Genomic DNA, 16,850 nt, shown 5'->3' with positions numbered 1-16,850 from the left:
GCACTATGCGTCGAGGTACTCCAGCGCTACGCGTCCAGTTACTCCAGCGCCGCGATGGCGAAGCGCATCCAGGACCCGGTCCGGGGCGTCCGCGGGCTGAACCCGCCTGAACCAGCGGCCGGCGCCCGGGCGACAATGGGTGCATGACCGACGAAGTCCCCACCCCGGCCCTCCTCCCGGCGATCGCCTCCCGGCTCAAGCGCGACGAGCACGGCCTGTTCGCCGCGATCGCGCAGCAGCACGACACCGGTGAGGTGCTGATGCTGGCCTGGATGGACGACGAGGCGCTGCGGCGGACGCTGACCAGCGGCCGGGTCACGTACTGGTCGCGCTCGCGGCGGGAGTACTGGACCAAGGGGGACACGTCCGGGAACGTGCAGATCCTCAAGGCCGCCGCGCTGGACTGCGACGGGGACGCGGTGCTGCTGAAGGTGGACCAGAGCGGCGGGGCGTGCCACACCGGGGACCGGACGTGCTTCGACGCCGGGGCGCTGCCGCTGGGGGCGGCCGCGGAGGCCTCTGGCGAGGGGAACGAGGGGGTGTCAACGGACGGATCTCCGGACTCCCCGTCGGCGGCGCGCGGGCCTCTGGGAGAATCGGCGGCATGACGGCCTTCCCCCCAGGGGTGGACACCCCGGACCTGCCGACCTTCCGCGAGCTGGCCGCCGACCGCCGGGTGATCCCGGTGGTGCGGCGCGTGCTGGCCGACGGCGAGACGCCGGTCGGGCTGTACCGCAAGCTCGCCGGGGAGCGGCCCGGCACCTTCCTGCTGGAGTCGGCCGAGCACGGCATCTGGTCGCGGTACTCCTTCGTCGGAGTCAGCACCGGCGCCGCGCTGAGCGAGCAGGACGGGGTCGCGCACTGGATCGGCGAGCCGCCGGTCGGGCTGCCGACCTCCGGCGACCCGCTGGACGTGCTGCGCGAGACGCTGGAGCTGCTGCACACGCCGCGGCTCCCGGGGCTGCCCCCGCTGACCGGCGGCCTGGTCGGCTACATGGGGTACGACGCGGTGCGCCGCCTGGAGCGGCTGCCCGAGCTGGCCAAGGACGACCTGCGGATTCCGGAGCTGACGTTCCTGCTCAGCCTGGACCTGGCGGTGCTGGACCACGCCGACGGCTCGGTGTGGCTCATCGCCAACGTGGTGAACCACGACAACCTGCCCTCGGGTGTCGACGCGGCGTACGCGCGCGCCGTCGAGCGGCTGGACGCGATGACCGCCGCGCTGAACGCCCCGGTGGTGAACGCGCCGGTGGTGTACGACCCGGCGGTCGCGCCGCGGTTCACCGCGAACCGCACGCCCGAGGACTACCGCGAGACGGTGCTGCGCTGCATCGAGGAGATCAAGTCCGGCGAGGCCTTCCAGATCGTCGTGAGCCAGCGCTTCGAGGCGGAGGTGTCGGCCTCGGCGCTGGACGTCTACCGGGTGCTGCGGGCGACGAATCCGAGCCCGTACATGTACCTGCTGCGCGTGCCGGGCCCGGACGGGAGCGCGCAGGACGGCTTCGACATCGTCGGCTCCTCCCCGGAGGCGCTGGTGAAGGTCACCGAGGGCCGCGCGATGCTGCACCCGATCGCCGGCACGCGCCCCCGCGGCGCGGACCCGGAGCAGGACGCGCAGCTGGCCGCCGACCTGCTGGCCGATCCCAAGGAGCGCGCCGAGCACCTGATGCTGGTCGACCTCGGCCGCAACGACCTGGGGCGGATCAGCCGTCCGGGCTCGGTGGAGGTCGTGGACTTCATGGCGGTCGAGCGCTACAGCCACGTGATGCACATCGTGTCGACGGTGATCGGCGACCTGGCGCCGGGCAGGACCGCCTTCGACGCGGTGACCGCGACCTTCCCGGCCGGCACCCTGTCCGGCGCCCCGAAACCCCGCGCGATGGAGATCATCGAGCAGAACGAACCGACGCGGCGCGGCCTGTACGGCGGCATCGTCGGCTACCTGGACTTCGCCGGCGACGCCGACACCGCCATCGCGATCCGCACGGTGCTGATGCGCGACGGCGTGGCGTACGTGCAGGCCGGCGCCGGGATCGTCGCGGACTCGGACCCGGCCTCGGAGGACCAGGAGTGCCGGAACAAGGCGATGGCGGTGCTGAAGGCGGTCGCGGTCGCCGGGACGATGCGGTCGGCGGTCGGGGAGGGTGTCGCGTGAGTTCGGGAGCTGATTCGGGAGTTGGTTCGGGAGCTGAGGCGGGCCGGGCTGCGGCGAGGACTGCTGCCGAGCACGACAGTGCTCGCGGGACCGGCGCCGGCGAGGCGGCGAGCAGCGGCGCGGCGGAGATTCCGGAGGCTGCGGCAACGGTGCCCGCACAGGCCACCGGGCCCACCGACCCGGCCCAAGCCGCCCGCCGAGCAGGCCGCCGCGAACTGAGCACCACGGTCCTGATCGCCCTCCTCGGCGGCATCATCGCCTGGGCCTCGGCCGGCCGCCCCTGGGCCACCGGCCTGGCCGGCGTCGCTCCGAACACGCTCAAGGTCACGGCCAGCGGCGACGACCTCTCCGCCGGCGTCACCGCCCTCGGCCTCACCGCGCTGGCCGGCGCTCTCGCGCTGTTCGCCACCCAGCGGCTGGCTCGGCGGCTGGTCGGAGTGCTGCTGATCGCGGCCGGTGTCGGGGTGGCGGTCTACGCGTTCGGCGAGCGCGGTGCGAGCCATGCCTCCCGCGTGCTGGCCGACAAGGCCGCGGCGAAGGGCTATGCGACCCACTCCATGGACGCGCACATGGCGTCCTGGTGGGCCCTCGCGGCGTTCGGCGGCGTGCTGGTGGCGCTGGCCGGTGTGGCGGCGGTGGTTCGCGGCGCGACGTGGCCGGGCATGTCGTCGCGCTATGAGAACGCGGCTTCCAAGACCGCCGCGCGCGCCGCAGACACCGGCACCGCCAAGGACCTCTGGGACGCCCTCGACCGCGGCGAGGACCCCACCGAGCCGGCCGAGCCCACCGAGGCCGCCGAGCCGGCTGGAGCCACCCCGCGCGCCGAGCACTAGGCCGAATCGGTGACAATAGAACCGACTGAGACCACCTGTAAGTGCTAGGAGCACCATGTCGTCATCCCACGGCGAAGACCACGGCAGCACCCCGGCCGCCTGGACCGCTGTCTTCCTCTGCATCATCGGCTTCCTGATCGGCGGCGCGGGCCTGGTGACCGGCATCCCGGCGCTGGCCATCGTCGGCGGCGCGATCGCCGTGATCTCGCCGATCGTCGGCAAGGCCATGTCCGCGATGGGCCTCGGCGCCGCCGCGAAGTAGCGGCGCGGCTGTCGCGTCGGCGGCGACCGGCCGCATCCGGCCGCGGACCAGCGGATCCGCGGCCTCGGAGGCCGGCCGGCGGCGCGCTTCGCGGGGCGTTCGATGGTCCCACCAGAAGATCACTGGACTTCGGAGCCCCTCCGGAGCCGCTAGAGTGAGACGTCGGACACGCCGCCCATACCGCGGACGGCAAAGTCCACCTGGTGAGGCGATCGAGGGGAGCTGACGACGGTGAACGTACTTGCCGAGATCATCGAAGGCGTCCGCCTCGACCTCGCCGAGCGCCAGGAGAAGATCAGCCTGGACGACCTGAAGGCCAAGGTCGCCCGCATGGACAGCGCGATCGACGGCGTCGAGGCGCTGCGCCGCGGCGGGGCCGGCGGCGACGGCGTGAAGGTCATCGCCGAGGTGAAGCGCTCCTCGCCGTCCAAGGGCGCGCTCGCCGCCATCGCGGACCCCGCGGGCCTGGCCGCCGACTACGAGGCCGGCGGCGCCACCGTCATCTCTGTGCTGACCGAGCAGCGCCGCTTCGGCGGCTCGCTCGCCGACCTGGACGACGTCCGCCAGAAGGTCGACATCGCGGTCCTGCGCAAGGACTTCATCGTCACCAGCTACCAGCTGTGGGAGGCCCGCGCGCACGGCGCCGACCTCGCCCTGCTGATCGTCGCCGCGCTGGAGCAGCCGGCGCTGGAGTCGCTGATCGAGCGCGCCGTCTCCATCGGGCTGACGCCGCTGGTCGAGGTGCACGACGAGGAAGAGGTGCGGCGCGCGTTGGACGCCGGCGCGCGGCTGATCGGCGTCAACGCCCGCGACCTGAAGACCCTGGAAGTCAAGCGCGACACCTTCGCGCGGCTGGCCCCGCTGGTGCCGGACGGCGTCGTGCGCGTCGCCGAGTCCGGCGTGCGCGGCCCGCACGACCTCATCGCCTACGCCAACGCCGGCGCCGACGCGGTGCTGGTCGGCGAGTCGCTGGTGACCGGCAAGGACCCGCGCGCCGCGGTCGCCGACCTGGTGGCCGCCGGTGCCCATCCCGCTCTGCGGAACGGTCGCTCCTGAGCGCCACGCGCGAGGGCGGAAGACGGTAGAGTCCAGGATCGTGATGTCGACCAAGCCGAGGGCTGCGGCCCGCCGCCGACCGTGGTGGCGGCACGCCCCGGCGGCGCGGCGATGGCAGGAAGCGTAGTCACTCGCTCCTGTCCTAGCTCGACACATCACCCATCCATGGGAATCCACCATGTCTGACCAGACAGATCCTCGCGCTGAGATCATCTCGGCGTACGCGGCCACGGCCGCGCTGCCCGACGGCACCGGGCACTTCCCGACCGACGACGCCCTGTTCGGCGGCCGCTTCATGCCAGAGGCGCTGATGGCCGTGCTGAAAGAGGTCACCGAGGCTTATGAGACCTCGAAGACCGATCCGGCGTTCCACCAGGAGTTCGCCGACCTCCTGCTGCACTACGCCAACCGTCCGAGCCTGCTCACCGAGGCGCGGAACCTGTCCCGGCGCGCTGGGGCCCGGATCCTGCTCAAGCGGGAGGACCTGAACCACACCGGGTCGCACAAGATCAACAATGTGCTGGGCCAGGCGTTGCTCGCCAAGCGCATGGGCAAGACCCGGGTCATCGCCGAGACCGGCGCCGGGCAGCACGGGGTGGCGACCGCGACCGCGGCGGCGCTGCTCGGGCTGGACTGCGTCGTGTACATGGGCGCCGAGGACACCAAGCGGCAGGCGCTGAATGTGGCGCGGATGCGGATGCTCGGTGCCGAGGTGGTGCCGGTGGCTATCGGGTCGCAGACGTTGAAGGACGCGATCAACGAGGCGCTGCGCGACTGGGTCGCCAGTGCTGACACGACGTATTACCTGCTCGGTACCGCTGCTGGTCCGCATCCGTTCCCGGCTATGGTGCGCGACTTCGCACGGATCATCGGGGTGGAGGCGCGGCGGCAGACGCTGGAGGTTACCGGTGCGCTGCCGGACGCCGTCGCCGCCTGCGTCGGCGGCGGCTCCAACGCGATCGGCGTCTTCCACACCTTCGTGCCGGACGAGTCGGTCAAGCTCTACGGCTTCGAGGCCGGCGGCTCCGGCGTCTCCACCGGCCTGCACGCGGCCTCGATCACCGGCGGCTCTGTGGGGGTGCTGCACGGCACCCGCACCTTCCTTCTCCAGGACGAGTACGGCCAGACCAAGGAGAGCCACAGCATCTCCGCCGGCCTGGACTACCCGGCCGTCGGCCCCGAGCACGCCTGGCTGCACGCCACCGGCCGCGCGATCTACGAGCCCGTCGACGACAGCGAGGCGATGGACGCCTTCCGCGTGCTGTGCGAGACCGAGGGCATCATCCCGGCCATCGAGTCCGCGCACGCCCTGGCCGGGGCGCTGCGCATCGCGCCGCGGCTGGCGGCCGAACTCGGGCGGGAGCCGGTGATCGTCGTGAACCTCTCCGGTCGCGGCGACAAGGACATGCACACGGCGGCGGCGTACTTCGGATTCGAGGGGGGAGAGCTGTGAACCGGCTTCAGGACGTTCTCAAGAGCGCCCGGGCGGAGAACCGCGCGGTGCTCATCGGCTACCTCCCGGCGGGCTACCCGACAGTCGACGGCTCCATCGACGCCATGCGCGCCATGGTCGAGGGCGGCTGCGACATCATCGAGGTCGGGCTGCCGTACTCCGACCCGGCGATGGACGGGCCGGTCATCCAGGCCGCCGCCGACCAGGCGCTGGCGCGCGGCGTCGGCACGCCGGACGTCATCCGCGCGGCGGGGGCGGTGGCGGATACCGGGGCTGCGGCGCTGATCATGTCGTACTGGAACCCGATCGAGCACTACGGCGTGGAGCGATTCGCCGGCGAGCTCGCGGCGGTTGGCGGGAGCGGGGTGATCACGCCGGATCTGATTCCTGAGGAGGCCGGGCCGTGGATCGCTGCGACTGAGGCGCACGGCGTCAAGCGGGTGTTCCTGGTCGCGCCGAGCTCCACGCCGGAGCGGATCGCGCTGACGGCGCAGGCGTGCGATGGGTTCGTGTATGCGGGGGCGGTGATGGGAGTTACTGGGGCGCGCGAGCAGGTCGGGCACGCTGCGCGGGCGCTCGTCGAGCGGACCAGGCAGGCCACCGAGCAGGCGGTGTGCGTCGGGCTCGGGGTGTCGACTGGGGACCAGGCCGCGGAGATCGCGGCGTACGCGGACGGCGTGATCGTCGGCTCGGCGTTCGTGCGGCGGCTGCTGGACAACCGCGACCCGCGCAAGGGGGTCGAGGCGGTGCGGGAGCTGGCCGCCGAGCTGGCCGACGGCGTGCGGCGGGGGAGTAAGGGGCGGTAGGGGGCTCGGGGGGTCTCTGTGTGGTCGGTCATGCGGCTGGGCTTGGGCTTCGGGCTCGGCCGCATGATCTGTATCTGCATCCGTTTCGGGGCGAGTGGCGCTTGGGCTGTGGTTTTACCGGCGATTTTTACGGCTTCGCGCAGGGGTTGATGACCTCGCAGGGGGACGCAGTTCGGTTGTGCCTCGCAGGTCGCGCTGGCGGCTGGCGGTGCCGTGGCAGTGTTGGTAGCGCGTGCTATACCTGTGTATAAGGGGCGATAATTCCCTAACAAAATGCCAGCATGCCCGATTCGCACACTGGGTTGCGTCGGCGGCCGCCGGTTTTCGTGTTCACAACCGCGCGTCGGTCCGAGTCACTGCGCATGTCGTAGGCGGCAATCGTCGGGCGTGGTGGGCGCCTTGAGGCCTCCGGCGGGCGCTCTACAGCGAGGGGGCGACCCGCGCGACCTGCTGCATGCTGGCGGCCCGCGACTGGTCGGCTTCCTATCCGCTCGGGGTCGCGCCGCGTTGTTTGCTGGCGGTCGCTGCTTGTGGTCGCCGAGGTTCTGGGTCCCTCGCCGCGTCGTCGCCGTAAACGGAACCAGCCCGGTTTGGCGGAATCAAGCCGCACCCCTGCTGCTGTGGTACAGCCTCGTTCGGCTTGACACCGCCAAACCGGCCAGGTTGGCAGAGCCCGCCGACGCGGCGAGGGACCCAGAACCAACACCCCACATGGTCCTTCGGACCCCCTCACCGCGTGGTCGGCCAGTGCTGGCCCGTCACCACCTGCAGCTGCCGAGGCCCCGCTTCTCGCCGGGACCGGCGGCCTGGCCGCGCCGGCGCGCCTGCTGTGCCGCCGGCGCCGGTCACCCACTGTAGCTGAGAAACCGCTAGGAAGTTCCCCCGCGGGAGTGAGCGGCACTCCCGCCGGGGTCCGGAGTGCCTGTAACTTGTGAAGCCCGCCCAGACTTGCGGTGCGTGTGCACCGTCACCGTCCGAGGACAGAAGGTTATGACTTCGATGGCTTCCAAGGCCGCTGCCAAGGACAAGAGTGCGCCGGTGTCCGGTGGTGTCCGTGGGTTCGTGGATCGCAACCAGCAGTGGATCAGCCTGGTCATGCGCTTGTTGTTGGCGGCGATGTGGCTCAACTACAGCATCGGCAAGCTGGGTTCGCCGGAGACCAATGCGCAGAGTGTGCGTGACTTCAAGATCCTGCCGGAGTCGCTGGTCACGCCGTTCGGGTATGCGCAGCCGTACTTCGAGATGGCGCTGGGGCTGCTGCTGATCCTGGGGCTGGGGACGCGTCTGGTGGCGGTCTTCTCCGCGCTGCTGCTGTTGGTGTACATCGGCGGCATCATGTCGCTGGGTGCGCGGGGCATCGCCATCAGCTGCGGTTGTGGTGGCAGTGGTGGGCTGGTGCCCAAGGGGCACACGCGCTACACGCTGGACGTGCTGCGGGACCTGCTCTACATGGTTCCGGCGGCGTGGTTGATCTGGAAGCCGGCGTCTAAGCTCTCGCTGGAGCGGGCGCTGCTGGGTGACCCGATCTGACCTGTCCGATTGTTGCTTGATCATGGCCCCTGCACCATGGGGTCATGACGAGCTCTGGCGGCGGCGGTCCGCGACGTACCGGACGGGAGCGGGCCGCTGAGGCGCGCCGCCAGCAGGCTGCGGCTGAGCGGCGGCGGAAGCAGTTCATCGTTGGTGGCGTGGTGGTGGCGCTGATCGCGCTCGCGGTGTTGATCGGCGTGCTGGTGCAGCACAACCAGTCGAACAGTAATAAGAACGCTCGCAATGCCTATGGCGCCGGTCAGCCGTTTGCTGCGCCCTCCGGTGTGGTGCCGAGCCCCGGGACTGCCTCCGATCCCGGCGCCATCGTCTATGGCAAGGCCGGTGCCAAGGTCACCGTCGAGGTGGACGAGGACGTCCGCTGCCCCTTCTGTAAGGAGGCCGAGTCCTTCTTCGGCGCCACCAATAAGGAGTACGCCGACGCCGGCAAGATCCAGGTCCACTACCGGCTCGTCGACCTCATCGACCGCAACGGTGGTGGTCAGGGCTCGCTGGTCGGCGGCGCCACGCTGGCCTGCGCCGCGGATGTCGGGCAGGCCGAGTTCATCGCCTTCCACGACCTGATCTACAAGAACCAGCCGGATGAGAGCAACGACTCCTACGGCTCGGTGGACACCATGCTCAACCTCGCGGGCCAGGTCCCGAACCTGCGCAGTGCGACGTTCGACGAGTGCGCGCGCAGTGGCAAGTACGCGCAGTGGATCAAGGACAACTACAACTGGCTGAGCAAGAAGCTCGGTGGCAGCGTCGGCACGCCGGACATCTACATCGACGGAACTTCCTTCACGCTCAAGGACCCGAACGCCGTGCCCGGCACCCAGCAGACCGCCGACTACAAGGCTGCGCTTGACGCCGCCGTCGCGAAGCAGGGCTGATCCGCCTGGGTGTTCGCCCGATCGCGCCGGGCGCCGTCCGGCGGTGTCGCGCCGACACCGCCGGACGGCGGCCTAAAAGTTCCTGAAGGATTTGCCGCAACCCGAGCCACCTCCGGTGCGTTTCCACGTCGTCACCGCATAGGATGCGGTGCGCGCGCCCCGGGGATGGAACGGTGGTGTGCCCATACCAGACGGCATCGGACAGGGACTGTTAACGACGATGAGCCAGGCGAACCGGGTAGGGAAGCAGAACGCTCGCGAGCGGGTGTTGGCGGAGAAGATCGCCCGCCAGCGGGCTGAGCGGCGCCGCAAGCAGATGACCATCGGCGGTGTCGTCGTGCTGGTCGTCGGCGTGGCGGCGGGCGTCGGCATCGCGGTCTCCGCGGCCAAGCACAACAGCGCGCCCTACTCCGCCCCGGTCGCGGCGGTGGTCGACCCGGTCGCCAAGTCCGACAAGGCCACGGGCATCCACGTCGGCTCGGACGACGCCCCGGTGAAGATGAACGTGTTCGAGGACTTCCGCTGCCCGGTGTGCCAGGCGGTCGAGCAGGCGGTCGAGCCGACCTACCGGCAGTACGTCGAGGCCGGGAAGCTGCAGATCACCTACCACCCGGCGCGCATCATCGACAGCCACGACAACGGCACCGGGTCGCTCAACGGCGCCAACGCCGCGGCCTGCGCGCAGGACGAGGGCCAGTTCCTGCCCCTGCACGACCTGCTCTACGCGAACCAGCCGAACGAGTCGACCGACCCCTGGTCCTCCAAGACCCCGATCCTGGCGATCGCCGACCAGATCCCGTCGCTGAAGGCCAGCACCGCCTTCCAGAGCTGCGTGACCAGCGGTACGCACAACGGCTGGGTGCAGTCCAACGCCGACAACTTCAACAAGCTGGGTCTGCCGGGTACGCCGACGGTCTTCGTCGACGGCCAGCAGCTCTCCTTCACCCAGCAGACCCCGGCCGCGATCCTGCAGTACTTCCAGCAGCAGCTCGACGCCGCGTTCCAGAAGGACGGCGGCAAGGCCGGCACCAAGGCCACGCTGCCGACCGCGCCCAGCTCGGCGCCGTCGTCCGGGGCCTCGTCCTCCGCGCCGTCGACGCCGTCGTCCTCGGGCACGACGTCGGGCGCGCCGTCGACGTCCGGCTCGTCGTCCTCGACGTCCGGCTCGACGTCCGGCTCGACGTCCGGTTCCACCCCGAGCTCGTCGAAGTCCTGACCCGACCGCTGTCTGACCTGCGCCCACCCCCACCACCCGAGGACGCCCGCCCCCGATGAGCCACACCTGCGCGCACCAGGTCGCCACGTACCTGGCGGACCTCCCGAGTCCGACCAAGGCCCAGTACCACCTGGGCCCGATCCCGATCCGGATGTACGCCATGTGCATCCTGGCCGGGATCCTCGTCGCCGTCTGGCTCGGCGACAAGCGCTGGCGGGCCCGCGGGGGCAAGCCGCAGGAGGTCGTCGACATCGCCATCTGGGCGGTGCCGTTCGGCCTGGTCGGCGGGCGTCTTTACCACGTCATCACGACCTCGGCCCCGTACTTCGGCAAGGACGGGGACCCGGTCAAGGCGCTCTACGTCTGGCAGGGCGGTCTGGGGATCTGGGGCGCCATCGCGCTGGGCGCCGTCGGGGCGTACATCGGCTGCCGGCGGCGCGGTGCGAGCCTGCGCACGTTCGCCGACGCCGCGGCGCCGGGCATCGTGCTGGCGCAGGCGCTGGGCCGGTGGGGCAACTGGTTCAACAACGAGCTCTACGGCAGCCACACCAGCCTGCCGTGGGGTCTGAACGTGCACGTCATGGACACCACGACGCAGACCTCGGTGATCGGTCCGGACGGCAAGGCCGAACTGGTCGCCGGCGGGCCGTTCCACCCGACGTTCCTGTACGAGTCGATCTGGTGCGTCGGCGTCGCGGTGCTGTGCCTGTGGGCCGACCGGCGGTTCAAGCTCGGCTACGGCCGGGTGTTCGCGGTCTACGTCGCGGCGTACACCGTGGGCCGGTTCTGGATCGAGTCGCTGCGCATCGACGACGCGCACCACTTCCTGGGCATGCGGCTGAACGACTGGACCGCGATCATCGTGTTCGCCGGCGCGGTCGGGTACTTCGTGTGGTCCCGGAAGAAGTGCCCGGGGCGGGAGACCACCCCTTACCCGGCGGTCGCCGCGGAGACCTCCGAAACGCCTGAAGACGCTGGTGAGGACGCCCTTACTGAGGCTGCCCTTGTTGGCGAACAGGCTGGCGAACCTGGGAAACTGGAGGCGGACTCCGAGCCCGCCGCCGCGGACGAGGCTTCCGAAGCAGGTGAGGATGCATCCGTCGCTGCTGAGGAATCCGAAGTCGTAGTGGTCCCGGCCCAGGACGGCGGACCCGACGTGGTGTCGACACCGACCGGCAAGGCGAGCGAGTCCTCGAACCCGTAACGCCTGCCAGGATCGAGTCGATGAATCACCCTGACGCTTCCGTCCTTGTCCCCGATCCGACCACTGACGACGATTCCGGCTCCGGCCCCTCCGGCCCGGACGACCGTTCACACCCGGCCCACCAGGGCCCTTCCATCCCGAAGGACCACCACCGGGACGTCACCGGCGGCTGGCTGCGGCCGGCCGTCTTCGGCGTCACCGACGGCCTGGTGTCCAACTTCTCGCTGATCGCCGGCATGGCCGGGGGGGCGGCGGCGCACAAGACCATCGTGCTGACCGGCCTGGCCGGGCTGGTCGCCGGCGCGTGCTCGATGGCCGCCGGGGAGTTCATCTCGGTGGCCAGCCAGACCGAGGTCACCCAGGCCGAGATCGAGATGGAGCGGCTGGAGCTGGCCCGGCGGCCGGCCGCGGAGATGAAGGAGCTCGCCGAGTTCCTCACCGAGCGCGGGCTGGACCCCGATCTCGCGCTGGAGGCGGCGCGGCAGATCCACCGGGATCCGGACCAGGCGCTGATCGTGCACGTGCAGGAGGAGCTCGGGATCGACCCGACCGATCTGCCGAGCCCGGTGGTGGCCGCGGTGTCCAGTTTCGGGTCGTTCGCGATCGGCGCGGTGCTGCCGCTGCTGCCCTACCTGCTGGGTCTGAACCAGCTGTGGGTGGCGATGCTGCTGGCTTTCGGCGGCCTGTTCGCCTGCGGGGCGATAGTGTCGCGAGTGTCCTCCCGCTCCTGGTGGTTCTCCGGCCTGCGGCAGCTGCTGTTCGGCGCGGCGGCCGCGGTGGTGACCTTCGGACTCGGCGTGCTGATCGGCGGACACCTAGGCTGAGTCCCAATGATGTATAAATCACATCATCTGGGCTAAGCGGTGTTCGGCGGGCGTCGATCGGTGGGAGATGACTCGCGAGATCAGGTATTGAGGTTCGAGGCAACCAGTCGTGCCCCGCTCGCGTCGAAGACGTAGAGCATACGGGCAGACGCGGGGCCGCTGACGGGGATCGGGCGGCGCCGGATCAGGGCGAGGAGAGGTGCGGCTGGTGTCCGCGAAGAGCGAGGAGCTGGAAGGCCTGCGGGACGGCGAGCCGACCGACGGCGACGTCGGGGCGGTTCACGGGGACCGGGTGGTCGATTCTGATACCGATGCCGATGCCGACACCGCGGGTGCGGGCGCGGGCAGTGCCGAGCGCGCCGCGCTGGACGAGACCGTGTCGCTGCCGGCGGTGACGCCCCAGCAGGGAGACGCGCTGGCCGAGACGGTCTCGTTGACATCGGCCGGCGACCACGACCACATGCGGGTACGCCCGCAGGCTGCGACCGCCCCGCTCGACGCGACGCACATCACCCAGGAGCCCACCGGGCCCGCGGTGACCGACGTCGTGCCGGTGCCGGTCCCGCAGGACGTCGCGGACGAGACGGCGCGTGCCGTCGCCGAGGCTTCCGGCGACGTCGCCGGTTCTGCCGGTGGCGCGGGCGGTGGCGGCGGCGGTTTCCGGGGCGGCGACTCCGGCGGCGGTGATTCCGCCGACGGCCGCGACCACGGCCGCGACCACGGCCCGGACTCCGGTCCCGGCCACGAGGCCGCCGCGCACGCCGAGGCCGGCGACGAGGACGCCGAGGCTCCGTTCCCGGCGCGGCGCAAGCGCCACACTCCTTTGTACGGACGCGGTGTCCGGGTCTTGCCGTGGAAGCACAAGGCGCGCCTGAACCCGAAGCAACGCCGTCGCCGCAAGATCGTGGTGCGCTCGCTGTGGGGTTGCGTGCTGGTCTTCTTCGGCACCATCGCCTGGTCCATCACCGGTGCCCTGACCTCGCCGGGCACTGACACCGTGCAGGCGCGGCTGGCCGAGTGGGGCCACGACCACGGCCTCGCCGGCGTGGTGACGACGCTGGAGCAGTGGCAGTACGACCTGAACCCGCCGTCCAAGGGCGGTTCGGTGGACGTCAAGCAGTTCACCGACCTCGGCCCGACGAACGCGCCGCCGTCGGCCAAGCCGTCGAAGAACGGCGTCCCGAGCAAGCCCGGCGCGCCGAGCAGCCAGGCCGACGTGATCCCGATGCAGCCGCGCCTGCCGGCCCCGCCCGGGCTGACGCTGGAGTCCGGCGAGGGCGAGTTCCAGGTCGCGGTGCAGACCCCGAGCGGGCAGCCGGTGGTGCAGGTCGCGCGGGTCCGGCCGGACGCGACGTACACCGGCGTCACCGCCGACGTCGCGGTGATCGACCAGAAGCACTCCAGCTACGTGCTGCACCCCGGGCACGAGGGCGGGCTGAACTCGATCATCACCAACGTCCCGAACCAGATCGACGCCAACGCCCGCCCCAACCTGATCGCGCTGTTCAACGGCGGCTTCAAGATCAGCGAATCGCACGGCGGCTACTACGACCACGGCGTCACCGCCGCCCCCCTGGTCGACGGCGCGGCCAGCGAGGTCATCTTCAAGGACGGCCACATGGCGGTCGGCATGTGGGGCCGTGACTACAGCTTCCAGAAGAACGCCGACATCGCCAGCGTCCGCCAGAACCTGAAGCTGATGGTCGACAACGGCCAGGTCGTCTCCTACATCGACGACAGCTCCACCTGGGGCCGCGCCGACCACGGCTCGGCCGCGGTGTGGCGCTCCGGCGTCGGTGTGAAGGCGGACGGCGACATCGTCTGGGTCGGCGGCAACGAGCTGACCGCGCCCTCCCTGGCCCGCCTGCTGAAGGACGCCGGCGCCGTCCGCGCGATGCAGCTGGACATCAACCTGCGCTGGGCGGACTTCCAGTACTTCCCGAACCGCGACGGCAACCCGGACACCTCGAAGCTGTACGAGGACTTCCTGCAGGGCCCGAACAAGTTCTTCGTGAACTCCACGAAGGACTTCATGGCCGTGTACCTGCGCTGACAGCACCCCGGAGCACCACCAGCAGCGCGGCACACTGAAGTGCCGCGCTGCTCGCCATCGCGGCCCAGACCCCGGCGAGCCCGAACGGCCCGCTGAGCACGTGCGCCAGCACCACGGCCAGCACCGTCCCGACGACGGTCACCGGCAGCAACCGCCGCCCGCCGCGCCCGGTCGCGAGCACCCCCGACAGGCCGATCACCACCGCCGTCGGCACCAGGTACAGCGCCAGCCACCGCAGGAACACCACGCCGACCCCTGCCACGTCGGGGCGCGCGGTGAACGCGGCCATGATCCACGGCGCCGTGGCGGCGTACACCACGGCGGCGCCCAGACCCAGCACGGCACCGACGCCGAGGACCGCGGACCCGATGCGGCGATCGGGTGCGCTGCGCGCGGAGTGGATGGTCGCGGCCTGGCGGACGGCGTAGAAGGCCATGGAGGCGAAGTACATCGCCTTGGTGCCGATGCCATAGGCGGCCACGGCGGCGACGCCGAAGGTGGCGACGACACCGGCGAGCGCGGTCGCACCGGCCATGCGGACGATGAAGTCGGTGCCGAGCGGGGCGCCGGCTCGGGCGACTTCGAGGGCTGAGTGGGCGAGGTCGCGGACGCTGGCGGGGCGGGAGAGCACGGTGGCAGGGGGCTGGCTCGGTGCGATGGCCGGGCTGCCGATCGGCGATGCCGATTCGCGATCACCTGCTTCGAGCAGCACGACCGGCGCGAGCTTGCCTGCTGAGCCGGCGACGTCGGGGGCTAGCGGTGCCTTCGCTGAGGTGGGCGCGGCGGCTTCGAGCAGCGCGACTTGCGGGAGCTCGGCTGCCGAGCTGGCGAGGCCGCTGGCTCGCGGTGCCTTCGCTGAGGTGGCGAGTACCGGGTCGGCGGCTTGCCGGAGCGTGACCTGCGCGCGCTTGGCTGCCGGGTCGGCGGCTTCGAGCGCGGTGCCTACCGTGGTCTTGCTTGCTGCGCTGGCGAAGTCATGGCTGGGCGGTGTGTTTACTGTGCTGGTGTTCGGAGTTTGCGCGGGCCGGTCCTCCACAGCCCGCCGCCGAACCAGCACCGCCGCGACCGCCAGCATCGCCCCGCGCCCCGTCACCGTCGCGATCGCGGCGCCGTGCACACCGAGCCCGAGCCCGTAGATCAGCGTCGGATCGAGCACCAGGATCAGTGCGTTGGTCCCCATCGCCAGCCGCATCGGGGTGCGCGTGTCGCCGAGCCCTTTGAACACCGCGTCCACCGTGATCTGGCCGAAGTACACCGCCAGCCCCGGGATCGAGATCGCCAGGTAGCTCAACGCCGCCCGGCGCGCGTCGCCCTCGCCGGCGCCGAAGAACAGCCCCACCACCTGCCCCCGGAACGCCAGCCCGCCGCCGACCACCACCGCTGTGATCACCGCCGACAGCGCCGCGCCGCCACGGATCGCCGCGTGCCGTCCCTGCGCCGTCGCACGCGCCGCCACCAGCACCGTCGTGCCCGCGCCGGCGATGTACAGCAGGCCCAGGACCAGGTTCTCCAGGTTCGTGGCCAGCGCCACCGCCGCCGTGGGCGCCGGGCCCAGGTGCGCGACCCAGGCCACGTCGATGATGCCGGCGACCACTCCCGCCAGCAGTTCCACGTACACCGGCCACGCCAGTGCCACGATCGCGCGCCGATGCCCCGCTGTTCCGATGCTCATGCGACCCACCCCCATCCGACTCGCCCTCGTACCTCGTTTCGCTGTACCTCGAATCGAGGTAACACGAAAAGAGGTAGCATGAGCCGCGCCGCTCTGGCAACCGCCCGACCATGCAGGAGTCCCGATGCTCCCCCTGGCGATCCTCGGCTTCCTGGCCGAAGGCCCCCTCCACGGCTACCAGCTCAAGGAGCGCATCACCGCCCTCACCGGGCACGTCAAGCCGGTCAGCGACGGCGCCCTCTACCCGGCCATCAGCCGCCTGGAGTCGCAGGGCCGCCTGGAGCGCTGGCCCGAGCCCGGCGCCGGCGCCGCCACCCGCCAGGTCCTCGGCCTCACCGACGCCGGCCGCGCCGAGTTGGCCCGGCGGCTGCGCGAGCCCACCGAGGTGGAGATCACCGACCGGAACCGCTACTTCACGATCTTGGCGTTCCTGCACCGACTCGAAGACCCCGCCGCGCAGGCCGCCGTCCTGCGCCGCCGCCTGGCCTTCCTCGACGCGCCCGGGGCCGGGTTCTTCTTCGGCGCGGACGGCAAGCCGGTCAAGGCCGAGGACGCCCCGACCCTCTTCCAGCGCGGCATGGGCCAGATCGCGCGCGCGACGGCGCGGGCCGAACGTGAGTGGTTGCACACCGCCATCGCCGAGTTGGACGGCGCATCGGGGGAATAGGGACAAGGACAAGCATCGCGTGCGAGCCGCCGAAGTCCCGCGCCGGAGTTCGTCACCGCTCGTCACCGCCCCTGTAGCGGCACCGTCCGCGATGGGAGGCATCCCGTCAGACCCCTGCGGCGCACTCCGCCCGGCTCAAGATCGACATCAATTTCGCCAGTCTCATCATCCGGAACACATCTCGGGATCGTCCGTCCCGCACTGTGAGATAGTCCACTCCCCACCC

General features: G+C 71.1%; 15 protein-coding genes. 14 read left to right on the top strand and 1 reads right to left on the bottom strand.

What is annotated here, in order from left to right:
* Window positions 1-143 precede the first annotated feature (143 nt).
* From hisI to ABH935_RS37645, 13 genes are all read left to right on the top strand, one after another.
* Window positions 144-608 carry a phosphoribosyl-AMP cyclohydrolase gene (hisI, locus tag ABH935_RS37705; protein WP_370382762.1) on the top strand — a complete coding sequence of 155 codons (465 nt, stop codon included), beginning with the start codon at window positions 144-146 and terminating at the stop codon, window positions 606-608.
* Complete coding sequence (locus ABH935_RS37700; protein ID WP_370382761.1) at window positions 605-2,155, top strand: anthranilate synthase component I; 1,551 nt, start codon at window positions 605-607, stop codon at window positions 2,153-2,155. Before hisI ends, ABH935_RS37700 begins: the two co-directional genes overlap by 4 nt.
* Window positions 2,152-2,988 (top strand): Trp biosynthesis-associated membrane protein, encoded by an 837-nt coding sequence (locus ABH935_RS37695; protein WP_370382760.1) that lies wholly within the window; start codon window positions 2,152-2,154, stop codon window positions 2,986-2,988. Before ABH935_RS37700 ends, ABH935_RS37695 begins: the two co-directional genes overlap by 4 nt.
* A 55-nt stretch (window positions 2,989-3,043) precedes the next feature.
* On the top strand, window positions 3,044-3,250 hold the full coding sequence (locus ABH935_RS37690) for an HGxxPAAW family protein (protein WP_370382759.1): 207 nt from the start codon (window positions 3,044-3,046) through the stop codon (window positions 3,248-3,250).
* 231 nt (window positions 3,251-3,481) lie between these two features.
* The gene (trpC, locus tag ABH935_RS37685) at window positions 3,482-4,306 is read left to right on the top strand and encodes an indole-3-glycerol phosphate synthase TrpC (protein ID WP_370382758.1); all 825 of its coding nucleotides are present in this window, start codon (window positions 3,482-3,484) and stop codon (window positions 4,304-4,306) included.
* A gap of 178 nt (window positions 4,307-4,484) precedes the next feature.
* Window positions 4,485-5,759: a tryptophan synthase subunit beta gene (gene trpB / locus ABH935_RS37680; RefSeq protein WP_370382757.1), complete on the top strand. Its 1,275-nt coding sequence runs from the start codon at window positions 4,485-4,487 to the stop codon at window positions 5,757-5,759.
* Window positions 5,756-6,565, top strand: coding sequence for a tryptophan synthase subunit alpha (trpA, locus tag ABH935_RS37675; RefSeq protein ID WP_370382756.1), 810 nt, complete (start codon window positions 5,756-5,758; stop codon window positions 6,563-6,565). The genes trpB and trpA overlap by 4 nt, the downstream gene beginning before the upstream one ends.
* A gap of 999 nt (window positions 6,566-7,564) precedes the next feature.
* On the top strand, window positions 7,565-8,095 hold the full coding sequence (locus ABH935_RS37670; RefSeq protein WP_370382755.1) for a MauE/DoxX family redox-associated membrane protein: 531 nt from the start codon (window positions 7,565-7,567) through the stop codon (window positions 8,093-8,095).
* Between the two features lie 44 nt (window positions 8,096-8,139).
* Complete coding sequence (locus tag ABH935_RS37665; RefSeq protein WP_370382754.1) at window positions 8,140-8,988, top strand: DsbA family protein; 849 nt, start codon at window positions 8,140-8,142, stop codon at window positions 8,986-8,988.
* A 220-nt stretch (window positions 8,989-9,208) separates the two neighbouring features.
* Entirely contained in the window at window positions 9,209-10,204 is a 996-nt protein-coding gene (locus tag ABH935_RS37660) for a DsbA family protein (RefSeq protein ID WP_370382753.1), read from the top strand.
* A gap of 55 nt (window positions 10,205-10,259) precedes the next feature.
* Complete coding sequence (gene lgt, locus ABH935_RS37655) at window positions 10,260-11,408, top strand: prolipoprotein diacylglyceryl transferase (protein ID WP_370382752.1); 1,149 nt, start codon at window positions 10,260-10,262, stop codon at window positions 11,406-11,408.
* Between the two features lie 20 nt (window positions 11,409-11,428).
* On the top strand, window positions 11,429-12,232 hold the full coding sequence (locus ABH935_RS37650) for a VIT1/CCC1 transporter family protein (RefSeq protein WP_370382751.1): 804 nt from the start codon (window positions 11,429-11,431) through the stop codon (window positions 12,230-12,232).
* A gap of 208 nt (window positions 12,233-12,440) precedes the next feature.
* Window positions 12,441-14,285, top strand: coding sequence for a phosphodiester glycosidase family protein (locus ABH935_RS37645; RefSeq protein ID WP_370382750.1), 1,845 nt, complete (start codon window positions 12,441-12,443; stop codon window positions 14,283-14,285).
* On the opposite strand, the gene ABH935_RS37640 is transcribed toward ABH935_RS37645, so the two are convergent.
* Complete coding sequence (locus ABH935_RS37640; protein ID WP_370382749.1) at window positions 14,263-15,957, bottom strand: MATE family efflux transporter; 1,695 nt, start codon at window positions 15,955-15,957, stop codon at window positions 14,263-14,265. The two genes, ABH935_RS37645 and ABH935_RS37640, sit on opposite strands and share 23 nt — an antisense overlap.
* 124 nt (window positions 15,958-16,081) lie before the next feature.
* Between ABH935_RS37640 and ABH935_RS37635 the strand changes: the two genes are divergently transcribed.
* Window positions 16,082-16,624, top strand: coding sequence for a PadR family transcriptional regulator (locus ABH935_RS37635; RefSeq protein WP_370382748.1), 543 nt, complete (start codon window positions 16,082-16,084; stop codon window positions 16,622-16,624).
* Window positions 16,625-16,850 lie beyond the last annotated feature (226 nt).

Origin of the sequence: Catenulispora sp. GAS73, from assembly GCF_041262085.1 — a bacterium.
GTDB lineage: Bacteria > Actinomycetota > Actinomycetes > Streptomycetales > Catenulisporaceae > Catenulispora.
This window is presented reverse-complemented; position numbering and strand designations above follow the sequence as displayed.